Origin of the sequence: Streptomyces sp. NPDC058308 (genome assembly GCF_042880275.1) — a bacterium.
GTDB lineage: Bacteria > Actinomycetota > Actinomycetes > Streptomycetales > Streptomycetaceae > Streptomyces.
In genome coordinates, this window is record NZ_JBHVZA010000002.1 from 488158 (window position 1) to 508012 (window position 19855).

The 19855-nt window shown below is 68.7% G+C and carries 22 protein-coding genes and 1 pseudogene; 8 read left to right on the plus strand and 15 right to left on the minus strand.

Annotation, left to right across the window (positions count from 1 at the left end; all coding sequences use genetic code 11):
• Window positions 1–30 precede the first annotated feature (30 nt).
• Window positions 31–732: a DUF4191 domain-containing protein gene (locus ACFVYL_RS04800; RefSeq protein WP_389712864.1), complete on the plus strand. Its 702-nt coding sequence runs from the start codon at window positions 31–33 to the stop codon at window positions 730–732.
• A 264-nt stretch (window positions 733–996) separates the two neighbouring features.
• Here ACFVYL_RS04800 and ACFVYL_RS04805 read toward each other — a convergent pair whose 3' ends face one another.
• Complete coding sequence (locus ACFVYL_RS04805) at window positions 997–1464, minus strand: RDD family protein (RefSeq protein ID WP_361714168.1); 468 nt, start codon at window positions 1462–1464, stop codon at window positions 997–999.
• 247 nt (window positions 1465–1711) lie between these two features.
• Here ACFVYL_RS04805 and glnA point away from each other — a divergent pair, with 247 nt between their 5' ends.
• Together glnA and ACFVYL_RS04815 are read left to right on the plus strand one after the other, a co-directional pair.
• Window positions 1712–3121, plus strand: a complete 1410-nt coding sequence (gene glnA / locus ACFVYL_RS04810) for a type I glutamate--ammonia ligase (protein ID WP_389713009.1) — start codon at window positions 1712–1714, stop codon at window positions 3119–3121.
• A 329-nt stretch (window positions 3122–3450) separates the two neighbouring features.
• Window positions 3451–3612, plus strand: coding sequence for a hypothetical protein (locus ACFVYL_RS04815; protein ID WP_389712865.1), 162 nt, complete (start codon window positions 3451–3453; stop codon window positions 3610–3612).
• 271 nt (window positions 3613–3883) lie between these two features.
• On the opposite strand, the gene ACFVYL_RS04820 is transcribed toward ACFVYL_RS04815, so the two are convergent.
• From ACFVYL_RS04820 to ACFVYL_RS04850, 7 genes and pseudogenes are all read right to left on the minus strand, one after another.
• Entirely contained in the window at window positions 3884–4420 is a 537-nt protein-coding gene (locus ACFVYL_RS04820; RefSeq protein ID WP_389712866.1) for an NUDIX domain-containing protein, read from the minus strand.
• Window positions 4421–4433: 13 nt separating this feature from the next.
• Window positions 4434–5126, minus strand: a pseudogene (locus ACFVYL_RS04825) (tetratricopeptide repeat protein); the annotation flags it as partial.
• A 219-nt stretch (window positions 5127–5345) separates the two neighbouring features.
• Complete coding sequence (locus ACFVYL_RS04830; RefSeq protein ID WP_389712867.1) at window positions 5346–5888, minus strand: NUDIX hydrolase; 543 nt, start codon at window positions 5886–5888, stop codon at window positions 5346–5348.
• Between the two features lie 5 nt (window positions 5889–5893).
• Window positions 5894–7015, minus strand: coding sequence for an adenosylhomocysteinase (locus tag ACFVYL_RS04835; protein ID WP_389712868.1), 1122 nt, complete (start codon window positions 7013–7015; stop codon window positions 5894–5896).
• Window positions 7016–7067: 52 nt separating this feature from the next.
• The gene (locus ACFVYL_RS04840; protein WP_389712869.1) at window positions 7068–7538 is read right to left on the minus strand and encodes a hypothetical protein; all 471 of its coding nucleotides are present in this window, start codon (window positions 7536–7538) and stop codon (window positions 7068–7070) included.
• Window positions 7535–7936 carry an ATP-binding protein gene (locus ACFVYL_RS04845; RefSeq protein ID WP_389712870.1) on the minus strand — a complete coding sequence of 134 codons (402 nt, stop codon included), beginning with the start codon at window positions 7934–7936 and terminating at the stop codon, window positions 7535–7537. The genes ACFVYL_RS04840 and ACFVYL_RS04845 overlap by 4 nt, the downstream gene beginning before the upstream one ends.
• 11 nt (window positions 7937–7947) lie before the next feature.
• Entirely contained in the window at window positions 7948–8376 is a 429-nt protein-coding gene (locus tag ACFVYL_RS04850) for a hypothetical protein (protein ID WP_389712871.1), read from the minus strand.
• Window positions 8377–8530: 154 nt separating this feature from the next.
• Here ACFVYL_RS04850 and ACFVYL_RS04855 point away from each other — a divergent pair, with 154 nt between their 5' ends.
• The 3 genes from ACFVYL_RS04855 to ACFVYL_RS04865 are packed head-to-tail and all read left to right on the plus strand — an operon-like array spanning window position 8531 to window position 11111.
• Window positions 8531–9634: a hypothetical protein gene (locus tag ACFVYL_RS04855; protein ID WP_389712872.1), complete on the plus strand. Its 1104-nt coding sequence runs from the start codon at window positions 8531–8533 to the stop codon at window positions 9632–9634.
• 15 nt (window positions 9635–9649) lie between these two features.
• On the plus strand, window positions 9650–10318 hold the full coding sequence (locus ACFVYL_RS04860; RefSeq protein WP_389712873.1) for a YdcF family protein: 669 nt from the start codon (window positions 9650–9652) through the stop codon (window positions 10316–10318).
• Window positions 10319–10337: 19 nt separating this feature from the next.
• On the plus strand, window positions 10338–11111 hold the full coding sequence (locus ACFVYL_RS04865) for a WbqC family protein (RefSeq protein WP_389712874.1): 774 nt from the start codon (window positions 10338–10340) through the stop codon (window positions 11109–11111).
• 82 nt (window positions 11112–11193) lie between these two features.
• On the opposite strand, the gene ACFVYL_RS04870 is transcribed toward ACFVYL_RS04865, so the two are convergent.
• The 3 genes from ACFVYL_RS04870 to ACFVYL_RS04880 form a co-directional block, all read right to left on the minus strand.
• Window positions 11194–13263 carry a Shedu anti-phage system protein SduA domain-containing protein gene (locus tag ACFVYL_RS04870; protein ID WP_389712875.1) on the minus strand — a complete coding sequence of 690 codons (2070 nt, stop codon included), beginning with the start codon at window positions 13261–13263 and terminating at the stop codon, window positions 11194–11196.
• Window positions 13264–13541: 278 nt separating this feature from the next.
• Window positions 13542–13910 (minus strand): hypothetical protein, encoded by a 369-nt coding sequence (locus tag ACFVYL_RS04875; protein WP_389712876.1) that lies wholly within the window; start codon window positions 13908–13910, stop codon window positions 13542–13544.
• A 114-nt stretch (window positions 13911–14024) separates the two neighbouring features.
• On the minus strand, window positions 14025–14153 hold the full coding sequence (locus ACFVYL_RS04880) for a hypothetical protein (protein WP_389712877.1): 129 nt from the start codon (window positions 14151–14153) through the stop codon (window positions 14025–14027).
• A 234-nt stretch (window positions 14154–14387) separates the two neighbouring features.
• Here ACFVYL_RS04880 and ACFVYL_RS04885 point away from each other — a divergent pair, with 234 nt between their 5' ends.
• Together ACFVYL_RS04885 and ACFVYL_RS04890 are read left to right on the plus strand one after the other, a co-directional pair.
• On the plus strand, window positions 14388–14582 hold the full coding sequence (locus ACFVYL_RS04885) for a hypothetical protein (RefSeq protein WP_389712878.1): 195 nt from the start codon (window positions 14388–14390) through the stop codon (window positions 14580–14582).
• Between the two features lie 342 nt (window positions 14583–14924).
• Window positions 14925–15599, plus strand: a complete 675-nt coding sequence (locus tag ACFVYL_RS04890) for a YceI family protein (RefSeq protein ID WP_389712879.1) — start codon at window positions 14925–14927, stop codon at window positions 15597–15599.
• Here ACFVYL_RS04890 and ACFVYL_RS04895 read toward each other — a convergent pair whose 3' ends face one another.
• From ACFVYL_RS04895 to ACFVYL_RS04910, 4 genes are all read right to left on the minus strand, one after another.
• The gene (locus ACFVYL_RS04895) at window positions 15600–16382 is read right to left on the minus strand and encodes a metallophosphoesterase (RefSeq protein ID WP_389713010.1); all 783 of its coding nucleotides are present in this window, start codon (window positions 16380–16382) and stop codon (window positions 15600–15602) included.
• Window positions 16383–16609: 227 nt separating this feature from the next.
• The gene (locus ACFVYL_RS04900) at window positions 16610–17419 is read right to left on the minus strand and encodes an ABC transporter ATP-binding protein (protein ID WP_389713012.1); all 810 of its coding nucleotides are present in this window, start codon (window positions 17417–17419) and stop codon (window positions 16610–16612) included.
• Window positions 17420–17478: 59 nt separating this feature from the next.
• Window positions 17479–18510, minus strand: a complete 1032-nt coding sequence (locus ACFVYL_RS04905; RefSeq protein WP_389713014.1) for a FecCD family ABC transporter permease — start codon at window positions 18508–18510, stop codon at window positions 17479–17481.
• Window positions 18511–18752: 242 nt separating this feature from the next.
• On the minus strand, window positions 18753–19790 hold the full coding sequence (locus ACFVYL_RS04910; protein ID WP_389712880.1) for an ABC transporter substrate-binding protein: 1038 nt from the start codon (window positions 19788–19790) through the stop codon (window positions 18753–18755).
• Window positions 19791–19855 lie beyond the last annotated feature (65 nt).

The following is a 19855-nucleotide window of genomic DNA, read 5'->3' on the forward strand; positions in this document are numbered from 1 at the left end:
CCGCCCGCGGAGCCACGTAGACTTCACGGCATGGCGAGGAAGGAATCCACCGCGGCGGATGCGGCCGCGGAGCCAGGGCGACTCAAGCAGATCGCTCTGACCTACAAGATGACCCGGCGGGCCGACTCCAAAATCGGCCTGATCATCGCGGCTGTGGGAATCGTCACCTTTGGTGTCTTCCTCGCGATCGGCTTCTTGATCGGCCACCCGATCTACCTGGGCATTCTCGGTTTCCTGCTCGCCTTCCTCGCGATGGCGATCGTCTTCGGACGCAGGGCCGAGCGCGCCGCCTTCGGGCAGATGGAAGGCCAGCCGGGTGCGGCGGCCGCAGTGCTCGACAAGGTCGGCCGCGGCTGGACGACGACCCCCGCGGTCGCGATGAACCGCAGCCAGGACGTGGTGCACCGCACCGTCGGCAAGGCAGGCATCGTCCTGGTCGCCGAGGGCAACCCGAACCGCGTGAAGGGCCTGCTGGCCGCCGAGAAGCGGAAGATGGCGCGCATCGTGGCGGACGTCCCGGTGCACGACGTCATCGTCGGCACCACCGACGGCACGGTCTCCCTGAAGAAGCTGCGCACGACGCTCCTGAAGCTCCCGCGCGTCCTCACCGGCCCGCAGGTCACCGCAACGAATGACCGCTTGCGGGCGATGGGTGACCTCATGTCCAACATGCCGTTGCCGAAGGGGCCGATGCCGAAGGGCATGCGGATGCCTCGCGGCGGCCCGAAGTAGCACCCTCCGCTTTCGCGGTGCTTCCACGGAGGCGGCGCCTGTCCTCCCTCCCGGCTTCGGTCGGGAGGGATTTTTCATGCCTGGAGGCGGGCGCGGAGGCGGGCGCCTGGCGGGGCCGTACGCGTGGCGGGGCCGTACGAGTGGGCCGGTCCGTACGAGTGGGCCGGTCCGTACGAGTGGGCCGGTCCGTACGCACACGTCCTAGATCCGCACCTGGATCGCACTGCTGACTAGATCCGTACCTGAATCGCTGGATCGCGCTGGCTAGATCCGTACCTGAATCGCGCGGGAGAGGCGGTCGTGCAGGCCTCGGCCGTCGCGGTCCCAGATCAGGGCCGGGATGACGAGGCACAGCAGGATGCTGCGGACCAGGACCCAGCCCGCGCCGAGCCGGCCGCCGCCCTCCGCGATGACGCGCAGGCGGAAGAGGGCCTTGCCCGGGGTGCAGCCGACCGTGCCGACGGTGAGCACGCTCACGACGAAGAAGATCCCGAGGGCCCAGTTGCCCATCGCCTGCTGGTCACCGCCGGCGAACAGGCCGTATGCGATGAGCATGCACAGGCCCCAGTCGACGGCGAGGGCGCCGATACGGCGGCCGGGACGGGCGATCGCTCCCGGCCCCTCCTCGGGCAGGCCGAGCTGCTGGCCCCGGTACCCGAAGTCGACGCCGGCGTCCTCGGCGGCCGCGCGCGGGCCGGACAGCCACGATCCGATTGCTTGCCTCTTGTCCACCCGTCAAAGGTACTGCGCCCCTTCTTCTACAGGGGCGGCCGGGGTGCCGCAGGGCCCGGAACAGAGCCCCGGACCGCCACGGTGAGCCCCGTCACGCGGGCGCGTCGGTTAACTTCGGCGAAACAAATGGGTCACGCTTGAGAAATGCCCCGTCCCTATGGTCGGGTCCCAGCGTGTGCCACCGCACTGGCCGCACCACGAGCTGCAACCCCGCCCAGCCCCGGGCGGGAGTAGGAGGAGTTGGATGTTGTTCCAGAACGCCGACGACGCGAAGAAGTACATCGCGGACGAGGACGTCAAGTTCATCGACGTCCGATTCTGCGACCTGCCCGGTGTCATGCAGCACTTCACGATTCCGGCGGCGGCGTTCGACCCGGACGAGGAGCTGGCCTTCGACGGTTCGTCGATCCGCGGCTTCCAGGCCATCCACGAGTCCGACATGGCGCTGCGCGCGGACCTGTCGACGGCCCGGGTCGACCCGTTCCGCCGCGACAAGACCGTCAACATCAACTTCTTCATCCACGACCCGATCACGGGCGAGCAGTACAGCCGTGACCCGCGCAACATCGCGAAGAAGGCCGAGGCGTACCTCGCGTCCACCGGCATCGCGGACACTGCGTACTTCGGTCCCGAGGCGGAGTTCTACGTCTTCGACAACGTCCGCTTCCAGACGTCGGCGAACGAGAGCTTCTACCACATCGACTCCGAGGCCGGCGCCTGGAACACCGGTGCGGTCGAGAACAACCGCGGCTACAAGGTCCGCTACAAGGGCGGCTACTTCCCGGCCCCGCCGGTGGACCACTTCGCGGACCTCCGCGCCGAGATCTCCCTCGAACTGGACAAGAACGGCCTGCAGGTCGAGCGCCAGCACCACGAGGTCGGCACGGCCGGCCAGGCCGAGATCAACTACAAGTTCAACACGCTGCTCGCCGCGGCCGACGACCTGATGCTCTTCAAGTACATCGTGAAGAACGTCGCGTGGCGCAACGAGAAGACCGCGACCTTCATGCCGAAGCCGATCTTCGGCGACAACGGCTCGGGCATGCACGTCCACCAGTCGCTGTGGTCGGGCGGCAACCCGCTCTTCTACGACGAGCAGGGTTACGCCGGTCTCTCGGACATCGCCCGCTACTACATCGGCGGCATCCTCAAGCACGCCCCGTCGCTGCTGGCCTTCACCAACCCGACGGTGAACTCGTACCACCGCCTGGTCCCCGGCTTCGAGGCCCCGGTCAACATGGTCTACTCGCAGCGCAACCGCTCGGCCGCCATGCGCATCCCGATCACGGGCTCCAACCCGAAGGCCAAGCGCGTCGAGTTCCGCGCGCCGGACCCGTCCTCGAACCCGTACCTGGCGTTCTCGGCGCTCCTGATGGCCGGCCTGGACGGCGTCAAGAACAAGATCGAGCCGCCGGAGCCGATCGACAAGGACCTCTACGAGTTGGCCCCCGAGGAGCACGCGGGCGTCGCCCAGGTCCCGACCTCCCTCCCCGCGGTCCTCGACGCCCTCGAGGCGGACAACGAGTACCTGCAGGCGGGCGGCGTCTTCACGTCCGACCTGATCGAGACGTGGATCGACTACAAGCGCACGAACGAGATCGCCCCGATCCAGCTGCGACCGCATCCGCACGAGTTCGAGCTTTACTTCGACATCTAAAGAGTGGGTCCGGGTGACCTGTGAAAGGTCACCCGAAACGTACCGCGACCTGCGGAGAGACTCCTCGCGAGTTCTCACGGTTCCCGGCTGATTTCCGCTGCGTTGTGCACCGAGTGTGCACTGGACGATGGAATCCCTGACTTAGCGTCAGACACGACGTGAAGGCCGTCACCTACGGGTGGCGGCCTTCACTCATTGCTCAGGCCGCATGCCCTCACGAGGTCACCTCCACGCCCACGCGCTCCTGTCGGCCACCTGAAGTGCACACCTGGTGAACCGTCCCACGTGAGGACTGGGGCACCCGCCCCGCCTCAGAAAACGTGTGGGCGTTGTACCTGCACGACATGCTGCTTGGCTCCGGTTGCACCGTGGAGATCGAGCCTGGAATGAGGCGGCTGAAGGCTGGGCTGAAGCGGTGGCTCGCCAGCCTGGATCCCGATCAGGTCATCGTCGAGTACGAACGCAAGGAGCCATTGCCCAAGCACACCTGACAGGAAGCCGACTGGTACCTCTCGTTCGAGGCAATCCCCCGTAGTCCTGGTAAGCGAGGAGATCCAACGAGCAGGACAATCGGCGCCCCCTTTCCCCGACGCCGCCAGAACAATGCGGGCTGACTGCAGTCGACTTCGTTCATGCCTGCCCAGAGACTGCCCTTGGCCTCAGAGATGGTGTTGCAGGCAGCGCAGCGGGCCAACTACTTATGGCTCACAATCGGCTCCTCGGAGCCATTGCCGTCGCCGGGTTTCGCAGAGAGGCGAGTGTTCACTGACGCCAACCAGCGAGGGACACCTGCGGACCGTCGCCAAGATATCGGTGAAGGGCACTGGCGGTGGTGTCGACGAGCTCCTCGGGGACGGCCCTGGCATCCACCCAACGAACTTGGGCGTGTTTGCGAGGTTCACGGTTTTCGGGTTCGCCGGTCCATTCGTGGGCAACGAAGACGACTGTGAGGAAGCCGTTGGGTGCTTCAACTCCCCATGATCCGTGGATGATGTGGGCGACCTTGAGGGAATCCGGCTTCACCGTCAGGCCGGTCTCCTCGTATAGCTCGCGCACCGCGGTGTCGGTGATGGGCTCACCGGGTTCGCTCTTGCCGACGGGCAGGTCCCACATGCCCTGGGCGAACTTGGCGTTCTCGCTGCGCTGGAGGAGGACGACGCGGTTGGTGGCCTGGTCGTGGACGATGACGGCGGCGACCAGCAGGGTCATGGAGTTGAGGGCAGGCTTGAGCGCTTTGGGCTGGTCCTCGGTCTGATGCTGAGCCACGGTGATCCCTTCGTCGGCCGGGTTGTTGGGCATGTTAAGCGAGTGCTTACCTTGCTCGGCGGGCAAGTTCGGTGGCTCCAGGGACCTTGCGCCGCTGGTAGGTCTCCGGGGTGGGCCAAAGCAAGGTATTCGCTTTGCGGGTGCGGTCCGAGGTCATGCCCTCCATCAGCACCACCAACTGGGCTCCAGGCAGCGGCGGCCTCGTCGGCGCGGGCTTTGCGGCCAGGCTGGCGCCGAGATCGGCGTAGGTGAGGTCGTGGACACGCTTGTATTTCTCCGGGTCCCAGCGGGTGAGCGCATCGCGGTGCTGTTGCTCGGTGCCGTGGTCGGCGAGGTCAGTCAGGGTGCAGGCGGTGTGGCTGGCGACGGTGCCGGCGTCCGGGCCGCTGGAGTAGCTGGACTGCGGGCCGTCGTCGCGGAGCCGGGCGTCTTCTGCGGCGAGTAGGGCGCGGGTGGCGTGTGGTCGCTCGCCGGTGGCGGCATAGGTGCGGGCGTGGGTGATGTGGAGCAGGGCTTCGGTCTCGCCGTCGATGTGGCCGAGCCCGGCAGCGAGCGCGGCTTCTGCGAGGTCGATGCAGTGGTGGGGCTGTTTGAGGCTGAGGGCCTGGTGAACGAGAGCGCGCATCATGCAGGCGGCATGGCCGTGCGAGTCTGCCTAGTCGGCGGGCTGGTAGCCGACTTGGGAGTAACGCTGGGCGGCGCCTTCTTGGCCGAGGTCGTGGTGCTTCCAGCCCGTTGTCGCCGCAGAGACTGTGTCCCATGCAGGTCGTGTCGCTTTACGGGGCGGCGGTTGCTCCAGCCCGTGCCCCGTTGGCACGGTCCATCGTGTCGCTTTCCATGGCAATGATCACCGTATCAGGTGACGAAGGTCACCCTTGGTGGCCTGTCGCTGGACGGGCTGGGAGGCCGCCCCCGCGCGCGTCCGGGGTCGCAGGCGCAGGGGCGGCCGACCTTGGGGTCAACGCAGTGCTTGGGCGACGCGCTGGCCCAACCTCTCGTCATGGAGGGCGCCGACCGTTCGCCAGGCAGCGTCGGACACTTCTTCGGCCTGGAGTTCACCGATGTCGGCGGTGGTGCGGAAGAGGAAGCGGAAGTCGAAGTGCTGGTGGGCGGGCTCACCCTTGGCGGGGTTGGCGTCGATGGGGTGGATGTCGATGTGGAGCGGAGTCTCACCGTGCGGGGTGGCGACGTGAGGCAGGATGCCGGTCTCCTCTGCGAGTTCGCGGCCGGCGGCCTGCAGGAGCGTCTCGTCCGAGGGCTCCAGATGGCCGCCGGGCAAAAGCCACTTCTGGGTCACGTTGTGGAGAATATGCAGGATGCGGCCGTCGGGGCCGACGAGGACGGCCCCTGCGGTGACGTGGCCGGGCAGAGTCTTGCGGTTGGTGAGATCGTCGCGGTCGTCCAGGAGACCGAGGACGACGCCGAGTTCGCGCTTGTCCTCGGGGTGTTCGTCGAGGTAGGTGGCAATAGTGGTGCGGATGTGGCTGGCCGTGATGGTCATGGTGATCACCTGTTGAAGTAGGAGAGCCAGGTCGCCGCGATGGCTTCGCGGTCGGGTGTGGGGACCTCATGAATGCCGGGGGCGAGGTCGCCGCGGGTGAGCATCCTGATCGCGGCGAGGATCTCGGCCTGGACCAGGAAGATGAACGGCCCAACGCTGGCACCGTGGATGAAGTTGACGGCGTTACCGCCGTTCGCCAGATAGAAGTAGTGGCCGGTGGTCTGGTAGCGGGTGACGTGGTCGCCGACCTGGGTGCGGGTGTAGACGGCGGGGAGTCCGGCGAGGTCGAGTTCGTCCTCGCTGCTGGTGACGGTGGCGACGTAGGCGCCGTTGCGCAGGTGGGAGAAGTCCTCGCCGTGCAGGGAGACGGCGCCGGTCGCGCAGAGGACCAGGCCGGCGCCGGTCAGGGCGGCTTCGCGGTCGCGTGCGACGGCGAAGCCCTGGGAGAGGGCCTGGGTGCGGCGGACGGGGTCGATGTCGAAGACGGTGACTTGGACGCCTTTGGCATGCAGGAGCCGGGCGATCGAGCTGCCGAGCTTGCCGAAGCCGATCACCAGGGCGGGGCGGCCATGGAGGATGTCATCGCGATCGCGCATGACGGCCTCGGTGGAAAAGACGACCGACTGGCCGACGAGGAAATCCTCGGGGTCCTTCAACGGGGAGCGGGCGACGGAGACGACGGGGCAGGGCAGTTTATCGAGGTCCTCGTAGCGGCGGTGCCCGTTCTCGGTGTCCTCGATCACCCCGGCGAGCTGGCCGGTGAACCGGCTGTGGACCTCGGCGAGGCTGGGGGCGAAGTAGCCGCCGACGTCCAGCAGGGTGACCGTCTGGTCGGCGGCACGGGATTCGAAGTAGTCCAGAGCGTAGTCGGCCTGGGCGAACATTTCGCGGGTGAGAGTGTCGACCACGTGCGTCTGCTCGACCTCGCGCTTCGCGGCCGGGTGGACGGACTTCGGTTTGGGCAGCACCGCGGTGAGCCGGGTCATCGCGGCGACAGCGCGGACGAACGCGGGGCGCTCGGCCAGCAGGTGCGTGATGAGGAACGACGCCGTCTCCTCACCCGGGGCGAACTGGGCGGCGATCCGGGCGAAGTAGGCGTCCAGCCGGGCGCGTTCGAAGGTTTCCATGGCAGTGCCCTCTCATCCGTTCCGTCCGGGGGTCGTGCGAGGAGATGCGGGTTCAGCGAGTGCGGGCGCGTCCGAACAGCAGCCGGTCGGCTGCGAGCGCTGCATCCAGGTAGGCGTCGACCTCGGCGGCGCCAGCGGACTGCGGCAGGGGGGCCAGCCCGAGTAGGAGGATTGCCTCACCGCTACGGGCGACCTGTTCGGTCCAGGACCGACGGGTGGGCAGCCGCAGCCGCCGGGAGGCGCCGGGCAAGTGCACCAGCACCTGGTCGCCGACAATCTGCAGGCAGCGCTCCAGTTCCGGGATGACCTCCCGGGCGCCGGCCAGGCCGCCCAGGCCGGCGGACAGCCGCCGCATCCGGGCCTCGGCCGTCTCAGCGGTGCCCGAGCCGGGCAGGGCCGGGGTGTGGGTGATCAGGATGTGCGCGATCTCGCGGCCGTCCGGGCGGGTGCCGGGCCAGGTCCAGGCTGCGAGCGACACCAGCAGCCGCAGCTCAGGGCCGGGCGGAGTGCGCAGGACGCTCATGCTGTCGTGCCTCCCCTGGCCTTGAAGCAGGACCAGACGATCTTCCCGACCGGAGCGCGGTCCTCGACTCCCCAGCCGTCGGCAAGCGCGTTCACCAGGATCAGCCCGCGTCCGGAGGTGTCCGTGCCGGCAGCCTGTCGGGCTTCCGGGTGCTGGCTTCGGCTGTCGTGCACTTCCAGGCGTACGACATCCTCGTCGGCGTTGAGCTTGACCAGGAAGCCGTGTCCGGGGGCAGTGCCGTGTACCAGGGCGTTGGTGGTGAGTTCGGAGACGCAGAGCCGGATATCCTCGGCGCGGTCCGGCAGACCCCAGTCGGCCAGGGCCTCAGAGGTGAAGGACCGTGCCTGGCCGACCGACTCGGGCCGCGCGTCGAAGAACTGCTGGGTCGTGTTGGTCATCACGGTGGTCCTCATGACTCGGCGTCCAGGACGCGGGTGGTGCCGGGGTGACGGCGGCGGACGGAACCGCTGCGGGAGATGGAGTGATGGGCCGTGCGGGGCTTGCGGACCAGCAGCAGCCGCGAGCCGACCGCCTCGATCCGCCGCCCGCGTTCAGCGGCTATGGCCTTCGGCCCCAGGTGCGACATAGCCGGGGCGATGACGCCGTAGACGTCCGGCAGTGCGAGCACGTCCAGTAGCCCGGTGAACGCCGCTGAGGCGGGCCCGGCGGACGCGTCGCGGTCGGTGAAGACGCCGGACAATTGCAGTTCGTGGCTGCGGCAGTACTCAGCAAGCGAGGCGACCAGGGCGTCCTGCCGCGCTTGGGAGACCCGCACCAGCCGCAGGAAGCCGTAAACGACCGGGCCGCTGACCGGGCGATGCTCCGTGAGGGATTCCATGCTCAGGACCGTCCAAAAGACTCGACAAGTGATGACGCTCTGATCGTGGCGTCCGGCCAACTCGCGGCCAATCACCGGCCGTTCTACTTCCGTTCCACTTCCGTCCCGCCGACTGCACGGATCTGCTTCGATGACCGGTGGAAGGGAGTGACGCGTGGCGACCGTGCACCACTGGACCGGCCTGGAGGCCAGGGCCCTGCGGCTCGCCCTGCGACTGAGCGTGCGGGCCTTCGCCCAGCAGCTCGGCCTGGCCGTCGCGACCGTTTCCAAGTGGGAGAGCAAGCTCGCTGACACCGAGCCCAGACCCGACACCCAGGCCATCCTCGACACCGCCCTCGGCCGCGCGGACGCCGCTGTCCACCTGCGGTTCGAAACGCTCCTGTCCGAGATGACCAGCCCGGTGCAGAACGCCGGCCGACGCCGCGTCACCGCCTCCGGCCCCCGGGCCTGGGAGTACGAGTCCTGGGCCGACGACCTCGACCGCGTCGTGGTCGCCCTGTCCCGGCAGAACTTCGCCTTCGCCGACAGCCTCCTCACCCGGTGGCTGAGCCGGTTCAAGGCCCCCGAGCTGGACGAGAAGGGCCTGTATCTCTTCGCCCGCTCCACCGCCCTGCTCGGCGACCTCAAGCGCGACCAGGGCGTTGTCCTGGGCCCGCTGTCCGCCCAGCACTCCTACACCGGCGCCCACGCGGCCTTCACTCAGCTCGATATCCCCCGCCGCGTCGCCCAGCTCGACTTGTCCCTCGCGGTCGTCACCGAGATGTCCGGGAAGCTGGAGATCGCCGCCCGCAACTACGAGACGCTCGCCGTCGATGATCGGCTCTCCCGCCGTGACCGGGCCCGCGCGAGGCTGTGGGTGGGGACCGCGCTGAGCAAGGACGGCCAGCACGACTACGCAACCCGCGTCATGCAGGTGGCGACCCGCGACTTCGAGGACCTCACCGAACCGGACGACTGGTCGGTGGCCCACCAGAAACTCGCCCTCGCCCGCCGCGGCGCCGGCGACCTTACCCGGGCCCTGCACTTCATCGACATCGCCCGCAGCAGCGGGACGCCCGACTCACCGATGCAACGCGTGCGACTGAACACCGCTCATGGCCACATCCTGCTCTCCGATGCGGCGACCCGGGATGATGGACTCCTCGTCCTCGACCAGGCCGCCAAGGTGGCCGCGCAGCACGGACTTGTGCACCAACTGCGCAGTATCGAGGGCATCAAGGCCATGAGCGAAGGGCCGGTCAGCCCCCGGCAACGATGAACCAGGGAGAAACGCGTGAGCAACGACCAGCAGGGCATCACCGAGGACCAGTGGCGCCAGGCCAAACTGATCTGGAACTACCACCAGATGCAGCACGAGCTGCGGCCCGTCGACGTGGCGATCGGGTTGGGCAGCCACGACCTCGGCGTCGCGGCCCACTCCGCCGAGCTGTACCGCTCCGGGCTCTTCCCGACCCTGGTGTTCACCGGCGGCAACAGTCCCACCACCGCCAAGGTCTTCCCGCGTGGGGAGGCCGTCCACTTCCGCGAGCACGCCATCGACCTCGGCGTCCCCGCCGAGGCGATCCTGTTGGAACCGAACGCGGGTAACACCGGACAGAACATCAGCCTCTCGCGTGAGCTCCTCGTTGCCGCAGGCATCAACCCGGCGTCGGTGCTGCTGGTCTCCAAGCCCTATATGGAAAGGCGGTCGTTCGTGACCGCCCGCAAGCTGTGGCCCGACGTCGAGATCCTCTGCGCGTCGGAGCCGCTGGAGTTCGACGACTATCTGAAGTCCATCGGCGACGAGAAACTCGTCTTGGACATGCTCGTCGGCGACCTCCAGCGGGTCATCGAGTATCCAAAGCTCGGATTCGCCATCGAGCAGGAGGTCCCGGAGGACGTGCATGCAGCGTACGAGTCCCTCATCCGCGACGGCTTCACCAGCCGCCTCATCAACCCCTGACCTGCCCGAGCCGGGCGGGTTGTGTGCCATCCACCAGCCGAATTTCCTACCCCGGCTGACCACGCTGGCCAAGCTGTGCGCGGCGGACTACTGGATCGTCCTGGACGACGTGCAGTTCACCCGCCGCGACTACCAGCACCGAGCCCGCCTTGCGAACCTCGACGACCCCGCCGGTCAGCAGTGGCTTACCATCCCCACCCGCCTGCCGAGCGGACGGCCCACCCTCGTCCGCGACGCCGTGATCGACGACCCGGACCTGGCCCGCCGCAGGACCGAGGGGATGCTGCGGCAGCACTATGGGGCCAGCCCTCACTGGCGCGCCCTCGCCGAGGCCCTGGATCCGGTGCTGGATGCATTCGGCACCGGCAAGACCGCGACGGTTGCCGAGACCTCCACCCGCGTCCTGCTTGACCTGTTGGGCTGGGAGGGCCAGGTCCTCACCAGCAGCCGTCTGTCGGCCCGGCCGGGCCGCTCCGTCCGGCTCGCGGACCTTTCCGCGGCGACCGGTGCCCGCGCGTATCTGTGCGGGACCGGTGGCATGACCTATCTCGACCCCGTCCCGTTCACGGTTCAGAACATCGCCGTGGCCTCGTTCCGGCCACCCACCACCGGCATCTGGTCCACCGGCCGCCGCCTCAGCGCCCTGTGGGCCTTGGCCACCCTGGGCCCGGACGCCGTGGCAGGCCGCCTCCGGGCACTCGCCGCCCACCGCGGCCGGCTCCAGATGGCAGCCGCCCCCCTCCTCATGGAGGGGGGCATACCACCGAGCGTGGCCCTGGCAAGATTTCCGTGAAGCCGGGATGAGCCCCCGTGCGCCGGTAACACTCCGTCACCGGTAGTCGCAGTGTCAGCGAGCGCCCTGGCAGCGGTCCGCCTCAGTGATCCTCGACGATGAAGCAGGCCCGCTCGTAGAGTTCGTCGAACGTGATTACCTCGACGTCCTGGATGGATGTCCGGTATAGCTCGAAGGAGCTCATCTTCTCCGGGTTCACAGCACCGTTGTGGGTGAACTCGCGCAGGCTCCCGATCACCACGACCTGTCGCGGGCGGGTGGTGGACAGTTCGGTGCCTGTCGGGGCGCCGTCTTCCTCGTAGATCCGGGTGAGGAACTGGCTGGAGATGAGCTGCTGGGCCTTGCTGGCCGTCTTTTGCACCTGCGCCACACCGCCGCCGAGTTCCTTGGATGCCTGGTAGACGCCCGCGCGGTACGGGGTCTTGGAGAGCAGTTCGGTGTCGTGGGTCTTGATCTCACAGAAGAGCATGCTGCTGATCAGGCCCTTGGAACGCATGATGGCGTCGATGCGTTTCCCGGCTCCGCCGAAGATGTTGGCGCCGGTGGTGATGCGTTCCAGTTTGCCGTCGTTGATGGATTCGCAGGCGATGAGGTTGAGGCCGTAGCCGAATATCCACTGATTCGCCTCGAAAAATGCCTGCCAGACCGCCTCCGCCCCGCGTGTCGTCGCCAGGCTCTCCTCCTGCCGGAAGTAGTCCGGATCGGTCAGCAGTCGCTCGAACCTCTGGAGCTGTTCCTTGCGGTTGCTGATCAGCCGGATGTCCTCCTCTGTGAGTCCGCCGCCGATGGCTGTCCTGACCGCACCGAGAACCGTCGTCCGGTCCTGGCCGGTCAGCAGTTGGGCCAGTTGGGCCTCGTCGCCGGCCACGAGCTGGAGGGAACTGCCGGGTGTGCTCAGGTCAGTGCAGCCCTGGAGGAAGTTGATGACTTTCCAGAAGTTCTCGTGGACGTCCCCGGTGTCGACAAGCGCCTTGACGGCCCGCGTGGTCCCGGTCTCAGGCGCTGTCTGTGTGGTGGAGACTTCCCCAGCCTTCTTCTTGTCCTTCTTCCAGAGCTTGATCCTCGGCGTGAAGGTGTCGCCCTTCTTGATGATGGTGACGCTGCACAGGGTCGCTACCTGCGGACGGTCGTCGAGGACGAAGTCGGTGATCATCCGGCTGGTGCGGGTGTCGTAGAGGTAGTGGAACCCGTTGCTGTCCTGCGAACCGCGGATCTCGAGGTCGGTGAAGTTCCTGCGGGTGACATCGAACTCGGTGGTGGAGAAGGAGAGCCGGATGCCTCGAACGGTGGGGGTGGCGGGCGCTGCGGCTTGGGTCCGCCAGTCCGGTGGGATGTTGGGCAGCGGACGGGTGTCGCCATCGACCACGAGGTCCTGGACGTCGATGCGCCCGAGCTGGATTAGCACGGACCGCAACGTCTGCCAAACCACCTCCTTCGCCTCCGGGGTGCAGGTGGGCAGAAGCTCGCGCTCCACCGTCAGGACCGCCTCGTAGGTGGCATCCGTCCAATTGTCACCAGGTATGGGATGGAAGAAGCCGCCGTCACGACGGAGGGTCAGGACCGCGGTGCGGAGCAGGTCGCGTGCGGTCTCCTCGCCAGCGCAGTCCAAGAGGCTGAAGGCCTGGCCGAGGACCAGGTCGAGCTTGCCCGTGTCCTCGTCCTCCAGCGGCAGCGGGACCAACGGGCCACTAGGCGGAACTCGTACCGGCTTATACAGGGGCCGGCCCGAGAGGAACTCGTGCGCACACAGACCCCATCCGTCCGGCGCCAGAAGCAGGTTCAGTTCCTCGACGTGTTTTGTGGCCTCCTCGACGTCAGCCGCCACTTCAGGGTGGACCACCCGTGCCAGAAAGCTGAGCAGCACCTCGTCCGGCCCCTCGGCGAGCTCCAAGCGGGAGTCCTCGAAGATCCAGTCGTCAGGCAGGTCATCGTTGTTGAACCGGTGCTGCTGGATATCGGCACGGACAGTCGGAAACTGACTGTCGCCGACTGGAGTTCGGTCCAGGTCGTAGAGGCCCTCCAGGAACGTAACCTCGTCCAGTTCGCCCCACCAGGGACGCGAGATCCCGCGCAGGTACTTGAAGATGTCACGCCGTGTCACCGCCGTGATGGTCGGCGGCTCCTTCGCTCTCGCGGGATCGGTCGAAGTCATGCGTCCAGGATGGACGGTTAGGCAGTAGGCCGCGGGATAATTGCGACTTTCACCTCGTCGAACACGCTGCCACCCACACTCGCTCCGCCCGCACCGCCTCCAGGTGCGGAGACATAATCCGTACGAAGTCATCACATCCGCCGCGGGTCCCGCTACCCATGACGGAGTGCTACCGGCACAGGGGGGCACATCCCAGCTTCACGAAAATCTCGCCGGGACCCGAACGTCCCCTGTCGCATCCGACTTCCTCGTGCACCATCGCGTACCGATGTCTGTGCTCAGCTGCCCGATCCGAAGGGAGCTGAGCCGGGGCGGGCGGCGGGCAAACGCCGCACGTTGTCAGCTGCGGCAGCCTGCTCCCGTAGCTGTTCGATCTCCTGGTGCTGGGCGGCCAGCCGGGAGATCGCGAGGTTCTTGAAGGCTGTGAGCTCGACGAGATCCGCGTCCCGTTCGGCGACCCGTTCCTTCAGCTCGGCGACCTGAGCCTTCAACCTCTCGATCTGGGATGCCCTGGAGTCTATGACGATCCCGGCGGCCTGGGCCTCCTTCACCCGCCGTTCGAACTCCTCCGCGAGGTGCTGATAGGGGCCGGGCCGTTCTCCTTTCGGATAGGAGCCCGTGCGAGTCACCCCTGCCTCGGCCGCCAAGGTCTTGAGATCGCACCCGCCACCTGGCGGGATAGCTCCGGCCAGCAGCCGCCCATCGCCGCCTGGATCGCTGCTTCGTTCCGGGCGCGGGTCTCTGCTGTCAGGCGTCCCAGCTCAGTCCTCCGTCCCGGCCGCGGGCGTCGGGTTCCCGCTGGCGGCGTCGATGTCCGCGAGGACCTTCTCCGCACGGATCAACTGCGCCTCCAGCCGGGCGCGTTCATCCTTCTGCCCGCGCCCGAGCATCCCGATGAACACCTTGTTCTGCTCGACGGTCTTCTCCCAGACCGGGCGATGACGGGAGTGATGGGTGGCCTGCGGGCAGCGAGCCGAGTCGCACAGCCCATCAACGGGCCGGTCGCCCGCGCGCTCACCGAGCTACGCCGACCGCTGCGGGCGGTACCCATGCTGACCTCCGTGCTCGCTCGGTACGACGCGACGCACACGCGAGAGGTGGCGTTGTACCGAAGCTGGCTTGCGATGGCTCTCGCCGACGGTGGTGAACCTGAAGCGGCAGCCACGGAGGCGCAGGCCGTCATCGAGGCGTCCGGCGACCTTGCGAGCGACCGCACGGCAGAGCGCGCGCGGGTCGTCCTCCGACGACTCCAGGACTTCGAAGACGTACCCGAGGTGCGGGCCGTGCTCGACGATCACGGGCACCTGCTGCTTGCGTAGATCACGCCCGGCGTTTGCGCACGGCAACTGGAAAGCCGCGCTCGAAGCCATCGGCGTGATCAAGGCCATGAACGACAAGCCCGTCTACGGAGTACTGCGTCGGTACGTGCACCGCGTCACCGGCGCCGTCGCAAAGGCGCGGAAGGCCATCCCGGGGGGGGCGCCGTGACCGTGTGTCACGGCCGGTTGGCCGACCGTGCGTTCACATCATGGCGATCCTGTGCATCTTTGCCGTCCGGGCCATGGAAGACGGACGAGGCCGCCCATCTCGATGGGGGGCGTCTGCGACCGTCTTGACGGCATGGAGTGATCACTTGAACGTCCGAAAGTAGGTACGGCCCCATGGGCATCTTCAGCCGACGCCAGACCGCCAGCGCCGGGCCGACGTCCGGCGGCGGGCTCGGGACGCTCGACCGGCAGGCCGGGGCCGGTGATGCCGGGCTCGATCCGGCGCTGCGTGCGCTCGGCGGGCAGTGGACCATCGACCGTCCGCACAGCCGCATCGGATTTTCCGTGCGGCATGCCATGGTCACGACCGTCCGGGGTGCTTTCACCGATTACGACAGCACGCTGTACTTCGACGGTGACCGGCCTTCGGAGTCGCGGGCCGAGCTCGTCATCCGGATCGCCAGCGTCGACACCGGCGTCGAGCAGCGGGACGCGCATCTCGTCGGTACCGACTTCTTCGACGCGCGCCGCTATCCGGAGATGACCTTTCGCAGCACCGCCACCGTGCACGAGGGCGGGGAGAGTTTCCGGATGGCGGGGGATCTGACCATCCGCGATGTCACTCGGCCGGTGGAGCTGCAACTCGACTACCTGGGCTCGGTCGTGGACCCCTTCGGTTTCGAGCGCGTCGGCTTCGACGGGACCACCACCATCGACCGCACCGAGTGGGGGCTCGTCTACAACCAGCGCCTCGCGGCGGGCGGCACGATGGTCAGCGAGAAGGTTCGGCTGCAGTTCGACATATCCGCCGTCAGGGCCACCGCCACCGCCTCCGCCTCCATGGCGTAATCACCGTTCGGTTGCCGGGACCGGGACCGGGCGGAAGTGCGTGGTCAGGCGGCCCGAGGTGTCCATGACGTGGAAGGCGACGGCCGGGGGCAGGTCGTTGTGGACGTGGTGGGACGGGGACGACTGAGGTTCCCAGGGGAGGCGGAGCGTGGAGACGACGCCGGGGGCCACCAGCAGGGGGCGGCCCGCGAACGTCGTCGCCGCGGGCGTGTGGGCGTGGCCCGCCAGGAACGCCGTGATGTTCGGGTGCCGGGCCGTCAGGTCGGCCAGGCGGTCCTCGTCGAACTGGCGGATGCCGTCCACGTACGGCGTGTGCAGCGGGACCGGCGGGTGGTGGAAGGCGATCAGGACCGGGCGCGTGGGCGGGGTGTCGGCGAGGAGGGCGGACAGCCAGGCCAGCGTCTCGTCCGCCAGCCTGCCGTGGTCCTCGCCGGGGACCGAGGTGTCGCACAGGGCCAGGACGAAGCGGTCCGTGGTGCGGGAGTGATTGACCGGCGCCGTGCTCGGGGCCTCGCCGAGCAGGTGCTCGCGGAACGCGGCGCGCTCGTCGTGGTTGCCGGGGCAGGTCAGCAGCGGGTGCCGGGACGTGAGGAGCCCCCGGGCCGCCTCGTACTCGGACGGGGTCGCGTGGTCGGCGATGTCGCCGGTGACGATGACGGCGTCCAGGTCGTACGGGAGGTCGTTCAGGTAGTCCATGACGGCCCGGGTGCGGGCGACGCTGCGTCCGCCGTCGTCGGCGCCGGTGTCGATGTGGACGTCGCTCACCTGGGCGATCACCGATATCGGGGACAGTTCCTGTGGCGCCGACGGCTTCTCCGGTTCCGGTGTCGCCGACAGTTTCTCCGACGCCGTTGGTGTCCCGTGCCCCGCTGATCGTGCCGACATCATCCCTGTGGGTCCTCATTCCTTGCGGTCCTCGCGGGGCCTTCGTAGGCCCTTCCCGTGAACCTAAGGCGGCCGACAGGCCCTCGTTAAGGGCCATTCCCGCGCGTCTGGCCTGGTCCGGCGGCTCAGCTCCGCAGGAACCTCACCGAAGGGCGGCCGCCCGGTGGGTCGCCGTCCTCCTCCCCCGGCGTCACCACCGCCCGCACTCCGTAGACCTCGGCGATCAGCTCCTCGGTGATCACCTCGGCCGGGGTTCCCGTCGCGTACGCCGTGCCCTCCCGCAGGACGAGCAGGTGGTCGCAGAACATCGCCGCCAGGTTGAGGTCGTGCAGCGCGATCACGCTGGTCACCGGGAGCTCCGCCACCAGGGAAAGCAGGTCCAACTGGTGCTGGATGTCCAGGTGGTTGGTCGGCTCGTCGAGGAGGAGCTCGCGGGGCTCCTGGGCGAGCGCGCGGGCGATCTGGACGCGCTGGCGTTCGCCTCCGGAGAGGGTGTGCCAGGCCTGGGCGGCGCGTTCGGTGAGTCCGGTGCGCGCCAGTGCGTCACGTACCGCCCGCTCGTCGTGGGGCGTGGGGGCCGACCATGCCCGACGGTGCGGGATACGGCCGAGCCGTACGACGTCTCGTACGGTCAACTCCACCTGTGTCGAAGCGTGTTGTTCGACCACGGCGATCCGGCGCGCCACCGCCCGGCGGCCCGTGTCCGTCAGCGAGCGGCCGTCCAGGGTGACGATGCCCGAGGCCGGGGCGAGGACGCCCGCGAGGATGCGCAGGAGCGTGGACTTGCCGGATCCGTTGGGGCCGAGGAGTCCCACGGTGGCGCCCGCGGGCGGGGCGAGGCTGACGCCGTCGACGACGAGACGGCCGCCCGCCTCCCGGCTGACGCGGTCGGCGCGCAGGCCCGCCGCGTCCGCGGGGATCGGGTCGTGGGTCATGACACCTTCCTCGTACGTCATGACACCCTCCTCGTACGTCATGACACCCTCTTCGTGCGTCATGCCACCCGCCGCGTCCGGTAGAGGACCGCCACGAACGCCGGTACGCCGATGAGCGAGGTCACCACGCCGACCGGGACCTCCTGCGGGTCCAGGGCCGTGCGGGCCAGCGTGTCCACCCAGACCAGGAAGACCGCGCCGGCGAGCGCCGTGACCGGGAGCAGCCGGGCGTGCCCGGAACCGACGAACGCGCGGGCCGCGTGCGGCAGGACCAGGCCGACGAAGCCGATGGCGCCCGCCGAGCTGACCAGGGCCGCGGTCAGCAGGGCCGTCGTGCAGAGCAGCACGAGCCGGGTGCGGGCCACCCGGACGCCCAGCGTCGCGGCCGCCTCCTGGCCGAACGCGAACGCGTCGAGCGTACGGGCGTGGGTGAGGCAGACGAGCAGCGTCACCGCGAGCACCCCGGCGCACAGCCACACGTCCGTCCAGCCGATCCCGCTGAGCGAGCCGAGGAGCCAGAACAGCACGCCGCGGGTGGTCTCCGCGTCGCCCGCCGTGAGCACCACGAACGAGGTCAGCGCGGAGAAGAGCTGCATGGCCGCGACGCCGGACAGCACGACCCGGTCCGTGGTGTCGCCCAGCGTGTGGCTCAGGAGAAGGACCAGGGCGAAGGAGCAGACCGCCCCGGCGAAGGCGCCCGCCGAGACCGAGACCGCTCCCCCGCCGACCCCGAGGACGACGACCGCGACCGCTCCCGTGGACGCCCCTGACGACACCCCGAGCACGAAGGGGTCCGCGAGGGGGTTGCGGAGCAGGGACTGCATGACCGCCCCGCAGACGGCGAGGCCCGCGCCGCAGACCGCGGCGAGCAGGGTGCGCGGCATCCGCAGGTTCCAGACGATGCCGTCCCTGATCGGGGTGAGGGGGGTCTCGCCCCAGCCGAGGTGGGCGGCGACGGTCGACCACACGTCGGGCACGGAGATGTCCGCGGGGCCGATGGTGACCGCCACGGACACGGAGAGGAGGAGCGCGGCGACGCCGATCGCCCAGAGCAGGCTCAGGCGCAGACCCCCGCGCAGGCTCAGGCGCAGACCCCCGCGCAGACCTCCGCGCAGGCTCAGGCGCAGACCCCCGCGCAGACCTCCGCGCAGGCTCAGGCGCAGACCCCCGCGCAGGCTCGGGCGCCATCCCCCGCGCGGACCCTGCCCGGGTTCCGGGAGTACGGCGGCGCCGGGCGCGGCCTCCGCCGTGCCCGCCCCCGCGCCCGTGTCCGTGTCCGTGTCCGCGCCCGTGTCCGCGCCCGTGCCCGTGGCCCCGCTCGCCGCGGCCCGCTTCACGTGACGAGTCCGAACTTCCGCAGCGCGGCCGCGACCTGTTCGATGCCGTCGACCGTGCGGATCGTGGGATTCATGGCCTGGCCGCTGAGCAGCACGTACCGCTTCTTCTTCACGGCGGTCAGGTTCTTCGTCGCCGGGTTGGACTCCAGGAACTTGATCTTCGCGGCGGCGCTCTCGGCCGACTGCGACTTGCGCGTGAGGTCGCCGAGGACGATGACGTCGGGGTCGCGGTCGGCGACGGTCTCCCAGTTGATCTGGGGCCACTCCTCGCGGGTGTCGTCGAAGACGTTCTTCGCGCCGAGTTCGCGGGTGATGATGCCGGGGGCGCCGCAGCAGCCCGCCATGTACGGGGCGTCGGAGTTGGCGAACCAGTACATGAGGCGCGCGTCGGAGGCGTCGATGTCCTTCGTGGCCGCCGTGACGCGGTTCTTCATGCCGGCGATCAGCTTCTCGCCGCGCTTCTCCACGCCGAAGACCTTCGCGAGGTCGCGCACCTCGCCGTAGACGCTGTCCATGGTGAGGGTCTTCACGCGCTTGCCGTCGCCCGCGCCGTCGTTGTCCTTGCCCGCGCAGTCGGTGGGCGAGACGTAGACGGGCACGCCGAGCTCGGTGAACTTCGTACGGTCGGCGACCCCGCCCTTGCCGACCGTGTAGAGGAAGGAGGCGCTGACGAAGTCCGGCTCCTTGGCGAGGACCTTCTCCAGCGACGGGTAGCGGTCGGCGAGGCGCTCCACCTTCGCGTTGTCCTTCGCCAGGTTCTTCAGGACCGGGTCGGTCCAGGTGCCGGTGCCGGCCATCCGGTCGGCGAGGCCGAGGGAGAGCAGGATCTCCGTGGAGCCCTGGTCGAGGGAGACGGCCCGCCGCGGCGGCGCCGTGACCTTCGCCTCCTTGCCGCAGGAGGCGACCGTGACCGGATAGCCGTCGGCGCTCCCGCCCCCGGAGTGCGCGGAGTTCTGTGCGGAGCCGTCGCCGCACGCGGTGAGCGCGAGCAGACCGGCACAGAGGAGGGCGGATATACGGGCTGTCGAGGACACGTGATCCTTCAAGTCTCACGGCTCATACGCGGAGCCTGGCCTGCGTCACGACCTCCGTCGCCCGG